The sequence below is a fragment of the Bizionia saleffrena genome, from assembly GCF_008086175.1.
In the GTDB taxonomy this organism is placed as follows: domain Bacteria; phylum Bacteroidota; class Bacteroidia; order Flavobacteriales; family Flavobacteriaceae; genus Bizionia; species Bizionia saleffrena.
On record NZ_VSKM01000012.1, the window covers coordinates 67,491 to 88,054 of the forward strand.

The following is a 20,564-nucleotide window of genomic DNA, read 5'->3' on the forward strand; positions in this document are numbered from 1 at the left end:
CCTTTATAAAATAAACTAAGTGGATATTAAGAAAAGCAATAGCCGCTTTTTTTCTGTTTTCTCTTCATTAAAAAACACTATATTTCGCAAAAATAAACGCCATTTCTTATGAAGCTTCGCTTGCTAGGAGTACTTTTTTGCCTACCACTAATTACCTTATCGCAGAATAACACAACGAACGAAAAACCGCCAGTTTTTGAAACGTGTAGTAAAGAGCCGTTAGCGGATATTCAAAAATGTTTTGATACTAAAGTGTATCAATTTCTCTTCGAGAATTTTAATGTACCTAAGGCATTGGTAGATGAGAATTACAAAGGCGAAGTGATTATTCTCTTTGAAGTAGATGCTAAAGGAGCTTTTGGAGTGATGTATGTAGATGCCGTTTACAATACCTTAAAAACAGAAGCGATTAGAGTGTTCAACGCTTTTCCAAAAGTGAAGCCAGCGACGTATAATGGTAAGGCAACTTTTAAACAATACTCGATTGCTTTAGCTATTCCATTAAAAGATAGAATTGTTTTAACCGAAGAGTTATCAGGCAAGAACACAGAGCAAGAGCTCTCGGTTTTAGAGCAAGAAGCAAAAAAAGAATTCGATAGTGTTTCACAAAGTTTGGTGCCGTATTCTGAAAAAGAATATAGCAGTCAATTAAATATTCCGTTTACGCATAGTAATTATGCGAAATTTGATCGTGCTATTAATTTAGTCGGAACCAATAGCCATACCGCCTCCAAACCTTATTTATACGAGGATGTTTCTAATTATTATGATTTTAAATCAGAAAATAAAGCGTTAAAAAAAGAAACAAATTCGTGGTTTGGAAGAAAATTATGGAATGAGCATTTTGTGCAAGTGCAAAGCAAATCCTATTGGTTCACTATCGACCCTGTGTTAGATTTACAAATCGGTAAAGATTTTGATGCCGATTTTAATGCTACATTTAATAACACGAGAGGGGTTTATATTCAAGGTGGATTAGGTAAAAATTTAAGTTTTTCTGCCTCGGTTTACGAAAGCCAAGGACGATTTGCTCAATATTATAATACATATGCCGAATCTCTAAAAGCATTTGGCCCTGACCCGGCAATCATTCCCGGTCGCGGAATTGCCAAACGCTTTAAAGAAGATGCTTACGATTATCCAGTAGCAGAGGCTTATCTTTCGTACAGTCCTTCCTCTTTTATAAATGTTCAATTTGGTCATGGTAAAACATTTATTGGCGACGGTTACCGCTCTTTATTTCAAAGTGATGTTGCTAGTCCGCACCCATTTTTAAAACTGAACACCAAATTCTGGAAAATAAAATACACAAATACGTACACGTGGTTGCGCGATGTGCGACCAGAAGTGACCGAAGACGGCGCGTTTTTAACAAAATATATAGCGAATCACTATTTAAGTTGGAACGTTAACAAACGTTTAAACATTGGTTTATTCGAATCTGTAGTATGGACAAATAGTAACGATCGCGGTTTCGATATTAATTATTTAAACCCTATTATTTTTTACAGAGCGATAGAGTTTGAAACGGGACAAGATGCAGGAAATGCAATTGTAGGGGCCTCAGGAAAATATAAACTCAATGATAACGTAAATTTTTACGGACAATTTATTCTAGATGAGTTTTCGCTAAAGGATATAAAAGGTGGTGAGAAAAGTTGGAAAAATAAGTATGGCTATCAATTGGGAGCGAAGTATTACGATGCTTTTAAAGTGAAGAACTTAATGCTTCAAGTAGAATATAATCAAGTACGACCGTATACGTATTCTCATAATTCTATCGAATTAAATTACGGACATAATAACCAGCCGATGGCCCATTTATGGGGTGCTAATTTTAAAGAGCTTATTTTAATTGGGCGCTATAATTACAAACGTTGGATGGGAGAAGCGAAATTGGTGTATGGTATTCGTGGTTTTGATGTTAATGATGATGCAGATACCTTTAGTTATGGTGGCGATATTTATAAAAATTACAACGACCGACCTTTTGATACCGGAGTGGACATAGGGCAAGGTATAAAAACAAAAACAATTAACGCGAGTTTACAAGGAGGTTACTTGGTAAATCCAGCTTCAAATTTAAAACTCTTTGCTAATATTAGCTACCGAAACTTTAATCCAGAAGCACAAACAACTTCTTTGCTAAACAATAATACGGTATGGTTTAGTTTAGGACTTAAAACAGACTTATTTAATTGGTATTTTGATTTGTAGAATTACTTTTTCAAAGTATCTTTGCAACAGCTAAAAAACAGCTTGTAAAGCAAAGCCCTATTTTGAGTAAAACAGCAACACCAAGAGTAAAACACAGTTTACTTTCAGATTTTAAAGAAATCACAAAAATGCGATTAGCATTAAGTGTGGTGTTCTCTTCAATAGCAGGTTATTTGCTTGGGGTAGACGAGGTGAGCTTTAAAGTGCTTGCATTATTAGCTCTTGGTGGTTATTTTATGGTTGGAGCCTCTAATGCTTTTAATCAAATCATAGAAAAAGATTTAGATGTTTTAATGCATCGCACTAGAAACAGACCAATTCCTGCGGGACGAATGTCTGTAAAAACAGCCTTTATAATTGCTTCGGTTTTTACTGTTTTAGGGCTTTCAATTTTATACTCTATAAACAAACAAACAGCGATGTTTGGTGCTATTTCTATCTTTTTATACACGTGTGTCTATACGCCTTTAAAAACAAAAACACCATTATCGGTATTTGTCGGTGCTATTCCTGGCGCTATTCCTTTTATGTTAGGATGGGTTGCCGCTACCGATACTTTTGGTATTGAGCCCGGTACGTTATTTGCATTGCAGTTTTTTTGGCAATTTCCACATTTCTGGGCTATTGGGTGGTTTCTTTACACCGATTATAAGCGTGGTGGCTTTTTTATGTTGCCCACCGGTAAACAAGATAAAGGTACTGCTGTGCAGACAATAATGTATACCATTTGGACAATTTTAATTTCTATTGTTCCGGTTTTTGGAATTACGGGGGAATTAAAACTGTCTATTATTGCAGCGGTTATTGTTTTCGCTTTCGGACTGTTTATGTTGTTTTATGCGATTCAGTTGTTTAAGAAAATGACAGAAAAAGCGGCGAAACAGTTAATGTTAGCCAGTGTTTTATATATTACTTTAATTCAAATTGTCTACGTGATAGATAAATTTATTCGATAATTATGGACTTAACTCAAGGAACGCTTCAAGAAAAAAATAATAGAGCCAAAAAAATGATGCTTTGGTTTGGTATTGTTTCACTTATTATGTCTTTTGCAGGACTAACAAGTGCGGTAATAGTAAGTAGCGCACGGCCAGATTGGACGGAAGATTTGCAATTGCCAAACGTTTTTATCTTTAGTGTATTCGCTATTGTTATAAGTAGTATTACGTTTATGCTCGCAAAACGTGCTTTAAAACAAAATAACAGATCGGCAACGACCTCCTATTTAGTGATTACTTTAGCTTTAGGTATTGCGTTTATTACAATGCAGTTTTTAGGCTTTCAACAATTAATAGAAGCTGGCTATTATTTAACGGGTCCTACTAGCGATCCTAAGGCTTCATTTGTCTTTTTAATTGCGTTTGTTCACATTTTACACGTACTAGTAGGGCTTATTTGTTTGGTGGTTGTAATTTATAATCATTTTAAACAAAAGTATACAGCCACTAATATGTTGGGCTTGGAATTGGCAGGTACATTTTGGCACTTTGTTGATATACTTTGGGTCTATCTCTTTTTGTTTTTATATTTCTTGAGCTAGTTTTCTATTTAAAACAAGCCCACTCGTAGCAGACATTAACAACCAAATTAACCGGAACTCAAATTTAAATCACGTACTATTTCTTTAGTATAATAAATTGATTATTTTTGTGCCACATATATAAACTAATTACACTTTATGGAGACTACAGTTGAAACCACTGGAAAAGAAGGTAAATCATGGGGAGGTGGTAACGAGCCACTAAGATCCAGTTATGGTAAAATGATGATGTGGTTTTTTATCGTATCAGATGCCTTAACATTCTCGGGGTTTCTAGCAGCCTATGGATTTTCAAGATTTAAATTTATAGAATCTTGGCCAATTGCCGATGAGGTGTTTACACACGTTCCGTTTTTTCACGGAAGTTACCCAATGATATATGTTGCTTTTATGACATTTATCTTAATTATGTCTTCAGTAACTATGGTATTGGCTGTAGATGCAGGACATCATTTAAATAAAACCAAAGTAACTTGGTATATGTTTTTTACCATTATAGGTGGTATTATATTCGTCGGCTCTCAAGCTTGGGAATGGAACACTTTTATTAAAGGAGAATATGGAGCTGTTCAAACTAAAGGAGGTAATATCTTGCAGTTTGGTAAATATACAACGGTAGACGATAAAGAAACATTTCAAAGAGTGGCAGTGGCCGATTTTGCACAAGTGGTGAAAACTGAACGTGTAGTACACGAGCGTAAAAATGGTCTGTGGTACGAAACAGGAGCGCCAATGCCTAAGTTTACCGTAAATGAAGTGCTAGAGGGCCTAAAAGCCAATCCGGAGGTGTTAGTTAGAACTCAAATATTAACAGAAGAAGGACATAAAACAGTGTTATCTCGCGACGAATCAATAAAGCAAATTACAGATAACGGAAAACAAGTAGTGCACGGTGCAAACCTTCATGTAAATGAATATGGTGCGCCAATATTTGCAGACTTCTTTTTCTTTATTACTGGTTTTCACGGGTTTCACGTGTTTTCAGGTATTGTTATTAATATTATCGTGTTTTTTAACGTGATCTTAGGAACATACGAAAAACGAAGAAGTTACGAAATGGTAGAAAAAGTAGGTTTATACTGGCACTTCGTAGATTTAGTATGGGTATTTGTATTTACATTCTTCTACTTAGTTTAATTCATAATAAGAGTATTTAAAAATGGCACAAGAGCACAAATTAGAAATATTTCAAGGTTTATTAAAATTTAAGTCAAACACTCAAAAAATCTGGGGTGTTTTAATTTTCTTATCTTTTATAACAGGAGTAGAAGTTGTTTTAGGTATTTATAAGCCTGAAATTTTAATGGTACAGGTTTTAGGAATGAAAGGTTTAAACTGGATTTTCATTATCTTAACCCTAGTGAAAGCATATTATATAGCATGGGATTTTATGCACTTAAGAGACGAAAAACCAGCGTTGCGAAGAGTAATAGTTTGGACAGGCGTTTTCTTAATTAGTTACCTTATGTTTGTTCTATTACAAGAAGGCGGTTACATCGAGTCTGTGTTTAGAAACGGGTTTGTAAAAAATACATTTTAGTCACTAATTAATTTAGTGTTAAACATAGAGAAAAGGTGGTTTATTTAAACCACCTTTTCTATTTTTGTAAACTCATAAAACGACACGTTTGCGATGGATATTAAAAAAGTTAAAAAAACAGCTATACTTATAACGTTATTTTTTTTACCCGTTATCTTTTTGTTGTTTTTATACCCTTCAACGAACAACTACACACCCTTAAACATTGTTAAAGAAAACGTATTAGACGTTCAGAATTTAACGTCTTATGCAAATTCTGATATTGTTTTAGAAGATCATATCTCTGTTATTGCTTTCTTAGGAACAGATCCCGAATTAAAAATTAAACAAATGTCCAATCTACGGGAGCTTATCTACGATAAGTTTCAAGGATTTAAAAAGTTTCAAGTCGTTATTTTAGTCTCTAAAGGATCAGAAGACGGTGCTTATCGCTTAAAACAAGAGCTAAATAAATACAATGAGTTAAAGTATTGGCATTTTGTATTTGTCGATAATGATGATAGTCAAAAACTGTTTAATAATTTACGATCCACTTTAAGTTTAGATAGCAATTACGCTTCAGACTATGTGTTTATTGTAGATAAGGATTTAAACCAAAGAGGGCGTTTGGACGATAGAACAGATAAAGAGATTGAAAAGAATGATCTAGTCTATCCGTTAACAGCCTACAACTGCACCAAAGTAGCCATTTTGAAGAATAAAATGGGAGCAGACGATTTACGTGTGTTATTTACAGAATATAGACAAAAGCGAAAAGGAGAATTTGATTCGTCTACACGTCGCGCAAACCAAATAAAACCAGATCATGAAAAAGAAAACTAATTATTCGTACATAGGAATTGCCTTCATTATTCTATTATTTGGGATTATTTTTGTGCCTAAAATTGTAAATAGAGTAAAAAATAACGACATCTCACGAAGCGATCGTTTAAGTGCTGGTCAAGACAATAACTTTTCTAGTGACGATGCGTTATCGTTTATTGAGATTAATGGGAAACGCAAAAAAGTACCAAATTTTAGCTTTACCAATCAAGATGGAGAAACCATTTCTCAAGAGGATTATAAAGGTAAAGTCTATGTTGTAGAATTCTTTTTTACAACGTGCCCAACAATATGTCCTCGAATGAATAAAAACTTGGTGGAGATTCAAGATGTATTTAAGGGAACTACCGATTTTGGTATTGCATCGTTCTCTATTACCCCAAAAACCGATACCCCAGCTATTTTAAAAGAATATGCCGAAGAATACGGCGTAACCAATCCAAACTGGAATTTAATGACGGGAAACGAAGCAGATATTTACGAATTAGCTAACAAAGGTTTTAATATATATGTTGCTAAAGTAGAGGACGAAGTAGGGTTTGAGCATTCTGGAGATTTTGCATTAATAGATAAAAATGGATTTGTGCGTTCGCGATTAGATGCCTTCGGAAATCCGAAAATTTTCTATAAAGGAATCATCAGCGAAAAGGAAAAATATGATGAAGATGGTAATGAACAAGAGATTTCAATGCTTAAAGAGGACATTAAAAAGTTGTTAAATGAATAGTACCGAAAACATCGCAAATGAGAAGAAGTATAATAAATGGATCGTTGTTTTATCCATAGTTATACCCGTAGCTGTTGCTGCACTTTTTGGCGTCAATTTAAGAGAATTAGGGTTCGATGTCCAACCGCTTACTTTTTTACCGCCAATATATGCGTCAATTAACGCGCTTACGGCTTTAGTTTTAGTAGTAGCACTAATAGCTGTATTAAATAAAAAAGTAAAGCTTCACGAACGTCTAATGAAGTTTGCTATACTTTTGTCGGTAAGTTTCTTATTACTATATATTGCGTATCATACCACGAGTGATTCGACTAAATTTGGAGGTGAAGGTGTTATAAAATACATTTACTATTTTATTTTATTTACACACATTGTACTCTCGGTAGTTGTTATTCCGTTTGTCTTAATAACCTATGTTCGTGCTATTTCAGGAAACTTTGAGCGTCATAAAAAAATCGCTAAAGTTACATTCCCATTATGGTTATACGTCGCAGTTACTGGCGTTGTAATCTATATTATGATATCACCGTATTACACCTAAATTATTATGAAAACTAAACTCTTATTTTTTATATTTTCGTTTCTATTTTTTATTAACAGTAACGCGCAATGTGCTATGTGTCGCGCCGTATTAGAGAGTGAAGCAGGTCAAGGCACTGCAAAAGGAATTAACAACGGAATCGTGTATTTAATGGCTGTGCCTTATGTGTTAGTCTTTGGATTAGGGTTTTTTATCTATCGGAAATATTTTACAAAACCTAAGGCGTAATTGGAATAGCCAATCGTACTGTAAAGCTTCAAATGTTATCATCTGAAGCTTTTTTTTTAAACTGTCATTTATGTTTTAGTACTAAATGTGTTCGTTATAGGGCTTAGATCTGTAGTTGAACGCGCAACTGGAGATTTTTTATTTATTTATTTTTATAAATGATGTAACATTTTTGAATACTAACAGTCTAATTATTATATTCCTGTAAAATCAGTACGCAATAAAAAGCCAATTCATATGCTAAAAATTAACAAACTGCACAAGTCTTATCCCATAGGTGATTCAAGTTTACACGTTTTAAAAGGCATTGATCTCTCTGTAGAGAGTGGAGAGATGGTCGCGATAATGGGATCTTCTGGTTCGGGTAAATCTACACTTCTAAATATTATAGGAATGCTAGATGAAGCAGATGAAGGCGATTATATCCTAGATAATGTCCCAATTAAAAATCTTACCGAGAAAAAAGCAGCGATTTATAGAAATAGATTTTTGGGTTTTATTTTTCAATCGTTTAATCTTATCAATTATAAAAACGCCTTAGATAACGTGGCATTGCCATTATACTATCAAGGTTTAAAACGTAAAGAGCGTATTGAAAAAGGTCTGTTTCACCTAGAAAAAGTAGGTTTAAAAGCGTGGGCAGAACATTTGCCAAGCGAATTATCTGGTGGGCAGAAACAGCGTGTTGCAATTGCGCGAGCATTGGCAGCCGATCCTAAACTGCTTTTAGCCGATGAACCAACCGGAGCTTTAGATACCACAACTTCCTATGAAATAATGGCGTTTCTACAACAATTAAACGACGAAGGGAAAACTATTTTAATAGTAACTCACGAAGAAGATATTGCAGATATGTGCAAACGTATTGTGCGCTTAGTAGACGGTGTTATTATGGAAGATAAATTTGTAGAACAAGTTAGAGCTTCGCAATATGTTTGATAGAGACCTTTGGAGAGAAATATTTCAGAGTATAAATATGAACAGAACCAGAACCTTACTTTCTGGTTTTACGGTAACGTTTGCTATTCTGCTTTTTGCCATTCTTTTTGGTATTACAAACGGGCTAACCAATACGTTCGATGAGGCTTTTAAAGACGATGCTACCAATTCTATTTTTATTAATTCTGGACGTACAACACAAGCGAATAAAGGCTTGCAAGCGGGACGTCAAATTCAATTCAAGAACGAAGATTACGATTATATAAAAAAAGAGTTCGGCGATAAAGTACAGTTTATTACAGCTCGAGTGTATAAAAATGTTAATGCTTCTTTTCAAAATGAAAAAAATAGCTATTCTGTAAGAGCGGTACATCCTGATCACCAGTATTTGGAAAACACAAAAGTGACTCAAGGGCGTTACATTAATCAATTAGATTTAAATGAAAACACCAAAGTAGTTGTAATTGGTCGTTTGGTAGAAAATGATTTGTTTTTAAAAACAACGGCAATTGGTAAATATATTAATCTTAACGGAATACAGTATAAAGTTGTTGGAGTGTTTGAAGACGATGGTGGCGATAACGAAGAGCGCTTAATTTATATGCCTATTTCAACGGCACAACAAATTTATGGTAATAACGATTATATAGATCAAATTAATCTTACCTATAACCCTGCAATGGGTTACGACCAGGCGATTGCCTTTAGTGGTTTACTAACGAAAAAATTAAAAGATCGGTTCTCGGTGGCAGAAAGCGACCAACGTGCTGTGCGAGTACGAAATCTAGCCAACGAAGCTAAAGGTATTAACCAAATGACAACGGGATTAGGAATGATTGTTCTCGTTATTGGTTTTGGTACACTTATCGCTGGCGTAGTAGGGATTAGTAATATTATGATTTTTATTGTAAAAGAAAGAACTAAAGAAATTGGTATTAGAAAAGCCCTAGGCGCTTCACCTAAATCTATTGTATCTATTATTTTAATGGAATCTATTTTTATCACCGTAATCGCAGGATTTCTTGGTTTGGTAATAGGAATGGGCGTTCTCGAGTTGGTTGGTCCCAGTTTAGAGAAGTTTTTTATTAAAGATCCCAAAGTAAGTTTAAGCTTAGTTGTAAGTGCGACCGTAACTTTAATTGCTGCTGGTGGAATTGCAGGTTATTTACCGGCAAAAAAAGCATCGAAAATTAAACCTATAGTTGCGTTACGAGATGATTAATAAAGTAAATATAGAATTAACAGCAGTGTTTAATACGGCCTCAAATCAAATAATGAGTAACCAACCAATAAGAATTAACAAATGAGATTTTTATTCGAAAGAGATACCTGGCAAGAAGTTTACGATAGCTTAAGTAAAAATGTACTGCGTACAGTGTTAACTATGGTTGGCGTATGGTGGGGTGTTTTGCTATTAATTGGTTTGCTGGGCTCGGCAAAAGGACTAGAGAATTCTTTTAATAGACTCTTCGGAAGCTTCGCAACCAATAGTGTCTTTGTGTGGGGGCAAAGTACTAGTAAACCTTTTAAAGGATTTCAAGAAGGAAAACAAGTAGTACTTACCTTATTTGATGCTAAAAAGCTAGAAGAAAATATTGATGGTGTAGAGTTTGTAGTGCCTAGAAATCAAAATCAGGGAGTGGTTACCAGAAATTTTTTGTCCGGAAGTTTTGGCGTAAATGGCGATTACCCCTTACTAGATCGCGTTCAGAAAAAGAAAATGATTCACGGACGATTTATCAATCAAAATGATATCGATTCCAATAAAAAAGTAGTCATCATTTCAGAAGAAATCTACAAGCAATTATTTCAAAAAGATGCTGAAATGATTGGTGAATACATTCAAATAAATAGTATCAACTTTATGGTTGTTGGTATGTTCGAAAACGGAAATAGAAGTATGGGGCCTACGAGCGATCTTCATATTCCGTTTACTACGTTTCAACAAATATACAATCAAGGAAATGATATTGGTTGGATAATGATTACCGGTAAACCAGAGGCCGATATTACCCAAATTGAAGCCGATGCCAAACTAATGCTTAAAAATTTACATAGAATTCACCCGGAGGACGATCGTGCTTTTGGTAGTTTTAACTTAGGTAAAGAGTTTGCTAAACTTACAGGCTTTTTAACAGGAATGCAATTTTTAACTTGGTTCGTGGGTATTGCAACATTAATTGCCGGGGTTTTTGCCATAGGTAATATTTTATTAATTACCGTTAAAGAGCGAACTAAAGAAATTGGTGTGCGCCGTGCTTTAGGAGCAACACCTTTCGAGATAAAACGACAAATTATTGTCGAAGCCGTTTTTATTACTCTTATTGCCGGCTTTTTGGGAATTATAAGTGGTGGTTGGATCTTAATTGGATTAAATGCCGCATTTGGGCAAGGGGACGAAGCCGTTCTTGTAAATGCCTCGGTACCTATTGCTGTCGTTTTTATTGCCTTGCTTATTCTCGTGTTTTTAGGAACACTTATTGGACTAATACCTGCATTTAAGGCCACCAGCATTAAGCCAATAGACGCGTTAAGAGAAGAATAATTAATACTATATATAAACCATAAAAACGAATAGATTTTTATAACCAACGTTATTAAATACATTAAAAATGAAAAAAGCATTAAAAATAATTATTGGGGTAAGTTTGGTAATTGCTCTAGTTTATGTTCTAAAATATTTTAGCGACTCCAACTCTAAAGGGGTTGAAGACTTTAAAGTCGAAGAACCTTTCTACACGTCAATAAGAACTAAAACGGTGGCTACAGGAAAATTAAATCCTGAAGAAGAAATCGAATTGAAACCACAAATTGCAGGAATTATCGATAAAATATTAGTTGAAGAAGGCGATATTGTTAAGAAAGGCGATTTAATAGCAACGATTAGAGTTGTGCCTAACGAGCAAAGTTTAGTAAGTGCAAATAGCCAAATTAATTCAGCTAAATTATCTTATAATAACGCCAAGACATTGTACGATAGAAACAAAGTGTTGTTTGATAAAGGAGTCATTTCTAAACAAGATTTCGAAAATAGCCAGTTATCACTAAATCAATCGAGTGAATCGTTAAGCCAAGCACAGAATAACTACCAGATTATAAAACGTGGTTCGCTCTCTGGCGGAGGTTCTGCAAACACGAGTATTACTGCACAAATTCCTGGTACCGTATTAGAAATTCCGGTAAGGGAAGGTGATCAAGTTATAGAAAGTAATAGTTTTAATGCGGGAACAACAATCGCTACTATTGCCGATATGAGTAAAATGATTTTTGAAGGAAAAGTCGATGAAGCTGAAGTTGGTAAGCTTCAAGAAGGTAAAGAAATCATAGTGATATTAGGAGCGATTAACGAGAAAAAGTTCCCAGCAAAATTAACGTTCGTTGCACCAAAAGGAAACGAGGAAAATGGCGCAGTACAGTTTACAATTAAAGCGGATGTCGATATTGAAGAGTCTACAAAAATTAGAGCAGGTTACAGTGCTAATGCAGAGATTGAAATGGAAAGTAAAGACAGTGTTCTAGTTATAAAAGAAGCGCTACTTCAATTTAACCGTATTACCGAAAAACCGTATGTAGAATTAATGGTGGGCGATGGTCAGTACGAAAAGAAAAATGTGGAACTTGGTATTTCAGATGGAATAAACATCGAAATAACGGACGGTGTAAAAGAAGGTGATAAAATTAAAGTGTGGAACAAAGCATTAAAAGACAATAACGATGAGGATGAAAACTAAAACAATTTTCGCAACAGTAGTCGCTTTAAGTCTAAGTTTCGCCGCTTTAGCGCAAGACAAGCAATGGACGTTGCAAGAAAGTGTTAATTACGCGCTAGATAATAACATTACTGTAAAACAGGCGTCGAATACATTATTGACGAATCAGCAAGATATTATTGCTGCAAAAGGGCAGTTTTTACCATCGGTTAACGCTAATGCTAATCATAGTTTTTCTACAGGTAATGTGGAGTTGTTTCAAGGGCAATTTACCAACCGAACGTCTAATAGTACCAGTTTAGGGCTCAACGTAAATGAAACCGTTTTTAACGGATTTAGAAACACGAACTTATACAAACAATCGCAATTAAATTTAGAATCTAATCAGTTAGAATTAGACCGCATTAAAGATGATATTTCGTTAAACGTCGTGAACGCGTATTTAAATATTTTATTTAATATTGAAAATTTAGAAACGGCAGAAGCACAATACGAATTTTCTCAAAAACAATTACAACGTGTCAACGAATTAGTAGATGCAGGCGCACAACCAAGAGCCGATGTTTACGATGCGCAAGCCACTTTAAGTAGGGACGTGCAAAGTGTAACGGTAGCCGAAAACAATTATGAGTTATCTTTATTAACACTATCACAATTATTACAAGTGCCTTTTGAAGGCTTCGCTGTAGAAGTTATAGAGATAGATTCACCTTCGGAAGCATTAATGTATAACGATGTGTCTCCTATTTTAGATTATGCTTTAGCAAATAGAAATGAAGTTAAAGTCGCTGAAAAAGGTATCGAAATATCACAATTAGGAACAGAAATTTCTAAAGCTGGATATTACCCGAGTGTCTCTTTAGGTTACGGTTTTGGATCGAATGTGTTTTATTCTAATTTACAACAAAATGAAGATCCGTTTTTTCAACAATTAAACGATCAGAAATCGCACCGTTTTACCTTGAGTGTTAATATACCTATATTTTCACAGTTTCAAAATAAAACGGCAGTTGCGAAATCGCGTATTCAAGTAGAGAATGCCAAATTGCGTTTGGAACAAACAAAATTAAATTTAGAGTCGAACATACAACGTGCGTTTACCGATGCAAAAGCGGCGTTCAGAGCTTACGACGCTGCAAAGGTATCCTTAGAATCTCAAGAATTAGCATTTAACAACTCTCAAGAACGCTATAATATAGGAGCGATGAATGCGTTCGATTTAGAGCAATCGCGTTTGCGTTTAGTAAATGCGGAGTCGTCTTTAATTAATGCGAAATATGATTTTATTTTTAAGACGAAAGTATTAGATTTCTATCTTGGAAAACCAATAACAGAATAGCCGTGGCTTTAATATTAAATATAGAAACAACAACAACAAATTGTTCTGTCTCTCTTTCTAAAGAAGGAGAGACTTTGCTTTTAAAAGAGGATTACGATAATAACTATTCGCATGCCGAACGCTTACACACATTTATCGCAAACATTCTAAAAGAAGCAAAAGTAGAGCGCGAAGATTTGGACGCTATTGCGGTTAGTAAAGGCCCAGGGTCTTATACAGGGTTACGTATTGGAGTGTCGGCAGCAAAAGGCTTATGTTATGCTTTAGAGATCCCGTTAATAGCAGTAAGTACTTTAGAGGCGTTAGCACACCAAGTAAATGCGGAAAGTGGCGTGATTGTACCGATGCTAGATGCTAGACGAATGGAAGTGTATTCGGCTGTGTTTTCCTCAGATTATGAAATGGTGCGTGCTATTGAAGCACAAATATTAGATACTGATGCTTTTGCAACATATTTAAATAACGGTAAAGTCTATTTTGTTGGCAATGGTGTTGAGAAAACTAAAACACTAATACCGCACGAAAACGCGGTGTTTATAGAGCATAAATTACCATCGGCAAGTACAATGGGTGCTTTAGCTTTTGCTAAGTACAAAAAAAGCGACACCGAAGATGTCGCTTATTTTGAGCCCTATTATTTAAAAGATTTTGTGGCTTTAAAACCAAAACCAAAACCCTAAAATATTAGTACTGTAAAAGCAATTGCTCATTTATTTTTTATAAAGCTGCAACCAAGCGCGCGTTAAGAATTACTTAATCGTTTTAATACTTTACAAGGGGCAATCGTGGTTGCGTTAGGGGTTAAACGGCTTGTTTAAGCTCTCCCGATTACTATCGGGAAGCGCGTAGTGAAAGCCCGACCATGTTTTTCTCTTGGTAACGCCCAAAACCGCATTATTATACCATTAGCCTTCTTTATGAATTTCGACTTGATGTGGGTAAGGAATATCGATACCAGCCTCGTCGAATGCTTCTTTGGTACGCTCGATTAAATAGAAATGAACATCCCAATAATCGGCTTGATTTACCCAAGCTCTGGTGAAAAAATTAATAGAACTGTCTGCTAATTCCGATACGTTTACGGCAGGAGCAGGGTCTTTTAAAATAGCGGGATGCGAATTAATTACCCCTAAAATAACCTCCTTAGTTTTCTTAATATCCGAATCGTAGCCAACGCCAAATGTTAAGTTTACACGACGGGTGCTTTCGGTACTATAATTTACAATGTTGCCGTTGGATAGCGCTCCATTTGGCATTATTACTTCCTGATTATTCGTGGTGAGTAATTTTGTGTTGAAAATATCGATTTCTTTCACGGTACCAGACTGCCCTTGAGCATCTATAAAATCTCCAATTTTAAAAGGTTTTAAAATCATAATTAAAATGCCGCCTGCAAAATTAGATAGTGAACCTTGTAAAGCCAAACCAACAGCTAAACCACCAGCCGCTAAAACAGCAGCAAAGGAGGTGGTTTCAATACCTACTGTTCCTAAAATAACTAAAATTAAAACAATTTTTAAACCCCAACCAATAAGATTGCTTAAGAATTTTTTTAGGCCAATTTCTAGACCTTTTTTGTCCATTGCTTTATTAATACCTTTTAATAAGTATTTAACGATAATGCCACCAATTAGCCATATTGCAATAGCTGCGAGAACTTTTGGCCCAAGGTCTACAATGACTTCCCATCCTTTATCGATCCATTTTTGTGTTTCCATTTTATATTTTAATTTATTAGACCGTAAAATTTAACATTTTGGGAAGCTTATGCAAATTTAAAATGTTATTTCTATTATAAAAATTTAAAAAATACGCAGCTATAGTATGCCGTACTAAATGTTAGACGGCAACGCCCGTGGGTTATACAGTTATTCTTTTATCAGTTGTATGGCAGCGTTTACGTTACTTACCGGAAGTTTGCAACTCTTATTTACACAAACATAAATTAAGGTCTCTCCATCTATAAACCGATGTTCTAAAAGTGGCAAATTGCAAGCAGTTGTACTACCCACGATTAATTTATTAGGAATATAAGTAGCGTTAAGTTCTTTTAATTTTTCTTTAGCATCTTTACCTGCAATCGCTACTTCGTAATAAGGCTCTGTATAATTTAGCATTAAATCTAGCCAATTTGAAAAGCCGCTAGGGTACTCGGTAATTTCTGGCGACACATTATGGAGCATTGTAGTTGCTGTTTTTAAGTAATACGCATTGCCTAAAAAATGAGAGAGTTTAAATAAATTTTTTGCAAATATTGAATTGCTTGCAGGAATAACATTATCGCGATAGTCTATACTTCTTGATACCAGTCGCGCGTCGTTGTTATTGGTAAAAAAGAACATTTTACTAGCAGCGTCATAAAAATGATCGAAAGCATAATTGGTTAAATCCCGAGCGGTATAAAGCCATTGTTTGTCTAACGTAATTTCGTACGCTAAGATAAAAGCCTCAATAGTTGTGGCGTAATCTTCTAAAAAACCATTAATGCTGCTAGTGTCGTTTTTATAAGAATGGTATAAACTCCCATCTTCTTTTAACTGATTGTTTACAATAAAATGTGCGTTTTTTAAAGCAGCATCCAAATACGTTTTGTCTCCTAAAACGCGGTAAGCATCAAGGTAGCCTTTAAGCATTAAAGCATTCCAAGAGGTTAAACTTTTATCATCTAATCGCGGTGTTTCGCGTTTCGCGCGCTCTTTTAATAAAAGGGTTTTCCACTCTTGCTTTTTAGTGTTTAGCCCGTGCTGAGATAATTTATGGTTAGTTGTAAAGTCCTGATCACTTTCCGATCGTATAAGGACGTAGTTTTTATGCTCCCAGAAACCAAAAGCATTAATATTGTAATACTCAGCAAACAATTTGTAATCGCTTTTTAAGAGAGTTTCGAGTTCTCTTTTTGTCCAGACGTAATAGGCGCCTTCTTCTAGAACCCCTTCACTCGTATTGCTATCGGCATCCAAAGACGAATAGAAAGCGCCGTTTGGTGTTGTTAATTCTCGCGCAACAAAGTCTAAGGTTTCGGTAATGACTTCTTTATATAATGGGTCCTTTGTAATTAAATAAGCATCGGCATATAAGCTTACAAGTTGTCCGTTATCATAGAGCATTTTTTCGAAATGCGGTACGTGCCATTTTGAGTCTACCGAATAGCGAGAAAAACCACCGCCTATATGGTCGTAAACGCCGCCATAAGCTATTTTTGTTAAGGTCGTATTTACGAATTTCTGAAGCTCTATATCTTTTTTCTGATACGCATAGCGCAACAGAAAGTGATAGTTGTTAGGCATCATAAATTTCTGTTGTGTTTTAACACCCCCAAATTTTAAATCGAAGTGTTCTGACCATGAGTCTACAGCATTTTCGATATCTTTAGACTGAAAATCAATCACTTCAGTATTAGGGACAATAACATCTAGATTTTTAATCCCTTGCTCAAGCTTATCAGCATAGTCGTACAATTTCTCAGGGCTGTTTGCGTACAATTTAGCAATCTGTGTTAACGCTTGAGTCCACTGGTCTTTTTTAAAGTAAGTACCGCCCCAAACTGGTCGTCCGTCAGGGAGCGCAATAACGTTTAGTGGCCACCCGCCTTGTCCTGTCATTAATTGTACAGCATTCATATACACTTGATCTATATCTGGGCGTTCTTCACGATCTACTTTTATACTTATAAAATTAGCGTTCATTATTTCGGCGACGTCTTCATCTTCAAAACTTTCGTGTTCCATAACGTGGCACCAATGGCAAGCTGCATAACCCACACTAATAATAATAAGTTTGTTTTCAGATTTAGCGCGTTCTAAAGTCTCGGTGTTCCAAGCGTTCCAATTTACGGGGTTGTGAGCGTGTTGTAATAAATAAGGGCTTGTTTCATTAATTAGAGAATTGGTATGAGGGTTTTGCATTTGCTTTTTTATTTGTGAGTTGCAACTTAACAATAAGAATAAGAGGAGGTAACTAAAATAGTTCATAAAATCAAAGTTAATGTTTTAGAAGTGAAGCAGTTTTTAAATACTAATCTTTCTAAATAATTGTGAAATGGCGGTAGGGTTTTTTTAGAAGATGTTGTTATATAGTAGATAGCAATTTGTTAGAAGACATTCTTTACTGAATAGATGAATGGTTAATTGAATAGATAATTAACACAGTTAACGAGGTATTTAGACTGAATTGTTGTCATAAAAACTCAGTAATTATTAGTATAATTGCAGATAGATTAACCTAATATTGAAAAATAACCTCATTATAATGAAGAATTTTACATTACTCATACTTTTAGTGTTTACTTTTTTTACGGCATCTGCTCAAGATGTGCTTATGCAAAACGGGTCCATTGATACCTGTTCTGGAGTTTTCTACGATTCTGGAGGAACTTCGGCAAATTACAGCAATGATGAAAATTTCGAATATACTATATGTCCAGATACTGTAGATGCCTCAGTGCAAGTGGCCTTTACAGCGTTTGGTACTCAGGCAGCTTTTGGAGGCAACCCAGCAGATACCTTAACCGTCTATGATGGAGACGATACCTCGGCTCCTGTATTGGATGTTTTGTCAGGTACTGGTGCGGCTGCTTTTCCAGGTACTATTACCGCATCTCCAGGAAACACTTCGGGATGTTTAACTTTTGTTTTTGTAAGTAATGGTTCTGGTAATACAACAGGTTGGGCAGCAACAATAGAGTGTTTAGTGCCTTGCCAAACGATTACACCAACTATAGATAGCACAAGTCCTGTAGCCGACGGCGACGGAAATATAATAATAGCCGATGGCGATACGGTTACGTTTGATGGAAGTGCAACGTTTTCAGATGATGGAACAGGAGCAACATATTCTTGGAATTTTGGTGATGGAACAGCACCGGCAACAGGGCAATCTGCAAGTCATGTGTTTACCGGGTTTGGGACGTATACCGTAACATTAACCGTAACCGATGCAAACCCAACGGGATGTAGCGAACAAACTACAATAACAGTAATTATTCCAAGTCCTTATATAGAGGTTAGTACAACAGATTATACTGTAGATGGTTTAATAAGTGACGTGCTAATTAATAGCGACTGTGCAGGGGTTTCCAATGTGACTTCTAGTACAGGAAGTGATTTTGGTAGTGTAAATGGAATAGGATCTTTTAGCAGTACAGGTGGTAATTTTGGCTTTGAGGCGGGAATTGTATTGACGTCCGGGTCTGCCGTTCTTGCTGAAGGACCAGAAGTAGGTACGCAAAGTGAAGGAAATAATGCTTGGCCAGGTGATACAGACTTAGAAGCTGCTATAGGTTTAACACCAGGAATTACTAATAATGCATCTTACATACAGTTTGATTTTGTTCCCCTTGCCGATACTATTAGTTTCGATTTTATTTTTGCTTCTGAAGAATATGGTACGTTTCAATGTAGTTTTACCGATGCGTTTGCCTTTTTATTAACAGATCAAGCTACTGGAATAACTACAAATTTAGCTATGGTACCAGGTACCACAGATGTGGTATCTGTACTTACTGTTAGAGATAATACGCATAATAACGTTTGTCTGTCTGTAAATCCAATATTTTTTGACTCTTATTATGGACCTACTACCGGCTTGCCTCCAGCTAATAATCCAACAAACTTTCTGGGATATACGACTTCTATGACGGCGTCGTCTGCTGTAATTCCTAATAATGTATATACCATTAAATTGGTGATTGCAGACGATCAAGACACGGCTTATGATGCCGCCGTATTTCTTAAAGCGGGCTCTTTTAATTTAGGAGGTGATTTAGGAAATGATGTCACTATCGCAGCGGGTACAGCGCAATGCCCTGGTGCTCCAGTGACTTTAGATACTCAAACACCTTCGGCTACGCATGCTTGGTATTTGGATGGCGTTCTTATTGCAGGTGAAACTGGATCTACCTACGATGCTACCGAAGCAGGAGACTATACAGTAGAAATTGTGTTCTCAGGGAGTTGCCAAGCTTCTGATACGGTAACTGTTGAATTTCTTCCAGGACCAACAATTGATAATGTTAACGATTTAACGGAGTGTAATGATGGCAACGGAGCGGTAATATTTGATCTTACTGAAAATGATTCTGAAGCTTTAGGCACTCAAGATCCTACGCAGTTTAGTATTACGTACTATAATTCTCAAGCAGATGCCGACGCAGGAACGAATCCTATTTTAGATCCTGCAAACTATTCCGGTACAGATGGAGAGCCTGTTTTTATAAGAATTGAAGATGCAACTTCTGGAACTTGTGTAGATACAGAATTATTTACCTTAAATTTCTTAAATATAACTTACAATCCAGCTCCAGATATGGAACTTTGCGATGATGCTTCTAACGATGGTACAGAACCATTCGATTTAGAGTCTCAAAATGCAACTATATTAGGAACACAATCTAATACAGACTATACGGTAACGTATTATACAACATTCGCTGATGCTAATGCAGGAACAAATGCTTTAGTTAGTGATTATATTAATGTCGTCAACCCAGAACCCATTTATGTTCGTGTTGATAGTGCAGGTGCTTTAGGATGCTTCATCGCTTCACCAACACCAGCATTTAACTTAATTGTTAACCTTAGAGACGACTCATCATTTACAATGCAAGCGACTTGCGACGGGGGGACAGTAGATAGTTTCGTAACTGCAGGAGGAACCTATACTTTTAATCCTTTACCAACAGATACAGCAACGATCGATCCGGCAACAGGAGAAGTATTGAGCGGAACGGCTGGAGCAACGTACACTATTGAGTATACCACAACTGGACAATGCCCATCAACAGCAACTTTCGATCTTACCGTTTTATCAGTAGATGATGCGAGTATAACAATGACACCAACGTGCGACGGCGGTATTGTCGATACAGAAGCAACACCAGGCGGAACGTATGTGTTTAACCCAGTACCAACGGATGGCGCTGTAATAGATGCTACCACAGGGACCGTTTCTGGCGGACAACCAA

The 20,564-nt window shown here is 35.8% G+C and carries 18 protein-coding genes; 16 read left to right on the forward strand and 2 right to left on the reverse strand.

What is annotated here, in order from left to right; genetic code table 11:
* Positions 1 to 108 precede the first annotated feature (108 nt).
* The 15 genes from ES676_RS11650 (at position 109) to tsaB (ending at position 14,283) form a co-directional block, all read left to right on the forward strand.
* The gene (locus tag ES676_RS11650; RefSeq protein ID WP_148370506.1) at positions 109 to 2,217 is read left to right on the forward strand and encodes a gliding motility protein RemB; all 2,109 of its coding nucleotides are present in this window, start codon (positions 109 to 111) and stop codon (positions 2,215 to 2,217) included.
* Between the two features lie 62 nt (positions 2,218 to 2,279).
* Complete coding sequence (gene cyoE / locus ES676_RS11655; protein WP_148370507.1) at positions 2,280 to 3,173, forward strand: heme o synthase; 894 nt, start codon at positions 2,280 to 2,282, stop codon at positions 3,171 to 3,173.
* 2 nt (positions 3,174 to 3,175) lie between these two features.
* The gene (locus ES676_RS11660) at positions 3,176 to 3,757 is read left to right on the forward strand and encodes a cytochrome c oxidase subunit 3 (protein ID WP_148370508.1); all 582 of its coding nucleotides are present in this window, start codon (positions 3,176 to 3,178) and stop codon (positions 3,755 to 3,757) included.
* 138 nt (positions 3,758 to 3,895) lie between these two features.
* The gene (locus ES676_RS11665; protein ID WP_148370509.1) at positions 3,896 to 4,894 is read left to right on the forward strand and encodes a cytochrome c oxidase subunit 3; all 999 of its coding nucleotides are present in this window, start codon (positions 3,896 to 3,898) and stop codon (positions 4,892 to 4,894) included.
* A 22-nt stretch (positions 4,895 to 4,916) separates the two neighbouring features.
* Complete coding sequence (locus ES676_RS11670) at positions 4,917 to 5,297, forward strand: cytochrome C oxidase subunit IV family protein (protein WP_148370510.1); 381 nt, start codon at positions 4,917 to 4,919, stop codon at positions 5,295 to 5,297.
* A 93-nt stretch (positions 5,298 to 5,390) separates the two neighbouring features.
* Positions 5,391 to 6,119 (forward strand): hypothetical protein, encoded by a 729-nt coding sequence (locus ES676_RS11675; RefSeq protein WP_148370511.1) that lies wholly within the window; start codon positions 5,391 to 5,393, stop codon positions 6,117 to 6,119.
* Entirely contained in the window at positions 6,103 to 6,846 is a 744-nt protein-coding gene (locus ES676_RS11680; RefSeq protein ID WP_148370512.1) for an SCO family protein, read from the forward strand. Before ES676_RS11675 ends, ES676_RS11680 begins: the two co-directional genes overlap by 17 nt.
* Positions 6,839 to 7,387: a DUF420 domain-containing protein gene (locus ES676_RS11685; protein WP_148370513.1), complete on the forward strand. Its 549-nt coding sequence runs from the start codon at positions 6,839 to 6,841 to the stop codon at positions 7,385 to 7,387. Before ES676_RS11680 ends, ES676_RS11685 begins: the two co-directional genes overlap by 8 nt.
* A gap of 6 nt (positions 7,388 to 7,393) precedes the next feature.
* Complete coding sequence (locus tag ES676_RS11690) at positions 7,394 to 7,615, forward strand: hypothetical protein (RefSeq protein WP_148370514.1); 222 nt, start codon at positions 7,394 to 7,396, stop codon at positions 7,613 to 7,615.
* 237 nt (positions 7,616 to 7,852) lie between these two features.
* Positions 7,853 to 8,554, forward strand: a complete 702-nt coding sequence (locus ES676_RS11695; protein ID WP_148370515.1) for an ABC transporter ATP-binding protein — start codon at positions 7,853 to 7,855, stop codon at positions 8,552 to 8,554.
* The gene (locus ES676_RS11700; protein WP_148370516.1) at positions 8,547 to 9,776 is read left to right on the forward strand and encodes an ABC transporter permease; all 1,230 of its coding nucleotides are present in this window, start codon (positions 8,547 to 8,549) and stop codon (positions 9,774 to 9,776) included. The genes ES676_RS11695 and ES676_RS11700 overlap by 8 nt, the downstream gene beginning before the upstream one ends.
* Before the next feature lie 81 nt (positions 9,777 to 9,857).
* On the forward strand, positions 9,858 to 11,099 hold the full coding sequence (locus ES676_RS11705) for an ABC transporter permease (protein ID WP_148370517.1): 1,242 nt from the start codon (positions 9,858 to 9,860) through the stop codon (positions 11,097 to 11,099).
* 67 nt (positions 11,100 to 11,166) lie between these two features.
* A complete protein-coding gene (locus tag ES676_RS11710; RefSeq protein WP_148370518.1) occupies positions 11,167 to 12,285 on the forward strand; it encodes an efflux RND transporter periplasmic adaptor subunit in 1,119 nt (372 codons plus the stop codon).
* Positions 12,275 to 13,603, forward strand: coding sequence for a TolC family protein (locus ES676_RS11715; RefSeq protein ID WP_170234453.1), 1,329 nt, complete (start codon positions 12,275 to 12,277; stop codon positions 13,601 to 13,603). The genes ES676_RS11710 and ES676_RS11715 overlap by 11 nt, the downstream gene beginning before the upstream one ends.
* Positions 13,604 to 13,605: 2 nt before the next feature.
* Positions 13,606 to 14,283: a tRNA (adenosine(37)-N6)-threonylcarbamoyltransferase complex dimerization subunit type 1 TsaB gene (gene tsaB, locus ES676_RS11720; protein ID WP_148370520.1), complete on the forward strand. Its 678-nt coding sequence runs from the start codon at positions 13,606 to 13,608 to the stop codon at positions 14,281 to 14,283.
* Between the two features lie 225 nt (positions 14,284 to 14,508).
* Here the strand turns inward: tsaB and ES676_RS11725 are convergent, their stop codons facing one another.
* Positions 14,509 to 15,321, reverse strand: a complete 813-nt coding sequence (locus ES676_RS11725; RefSeq protein ID WP_148370521.1) for a mechanosensitive ion channel family protein — start codon at positions 15,319 to 15,321, stop codon at positions 14,509 to 14,511.
* A gap of 150 nt (positions 15,322 to 15,471) precedes the next feature.
* Positions 15,472 to 17,508 (reverse strand): thioredoxin domain-containing protein, encoded by a 2,037-nt coding sequence (locus ES676_RS11730; RefSeq protein WP_148370522.1) that lies wholly within the window; start codon positions 17,506 to 17,508, stop codon positions 15,472 to 15,474.
* 343 nt (positions 17,509 to 17,851) lie between these two features.
* Here ES676_RS11730 and ES676_RS11735 point away from each other — a divergent pair.
* A partial coding sequence (locus tag ES676_RS11735) for a choice-of-anchor L domain-containing protein (RefSeq protein WP_148370523.1) occupies positions 17,852 to 20,564 on the forward strand: 2,713 nt, incomplete at its 3' end.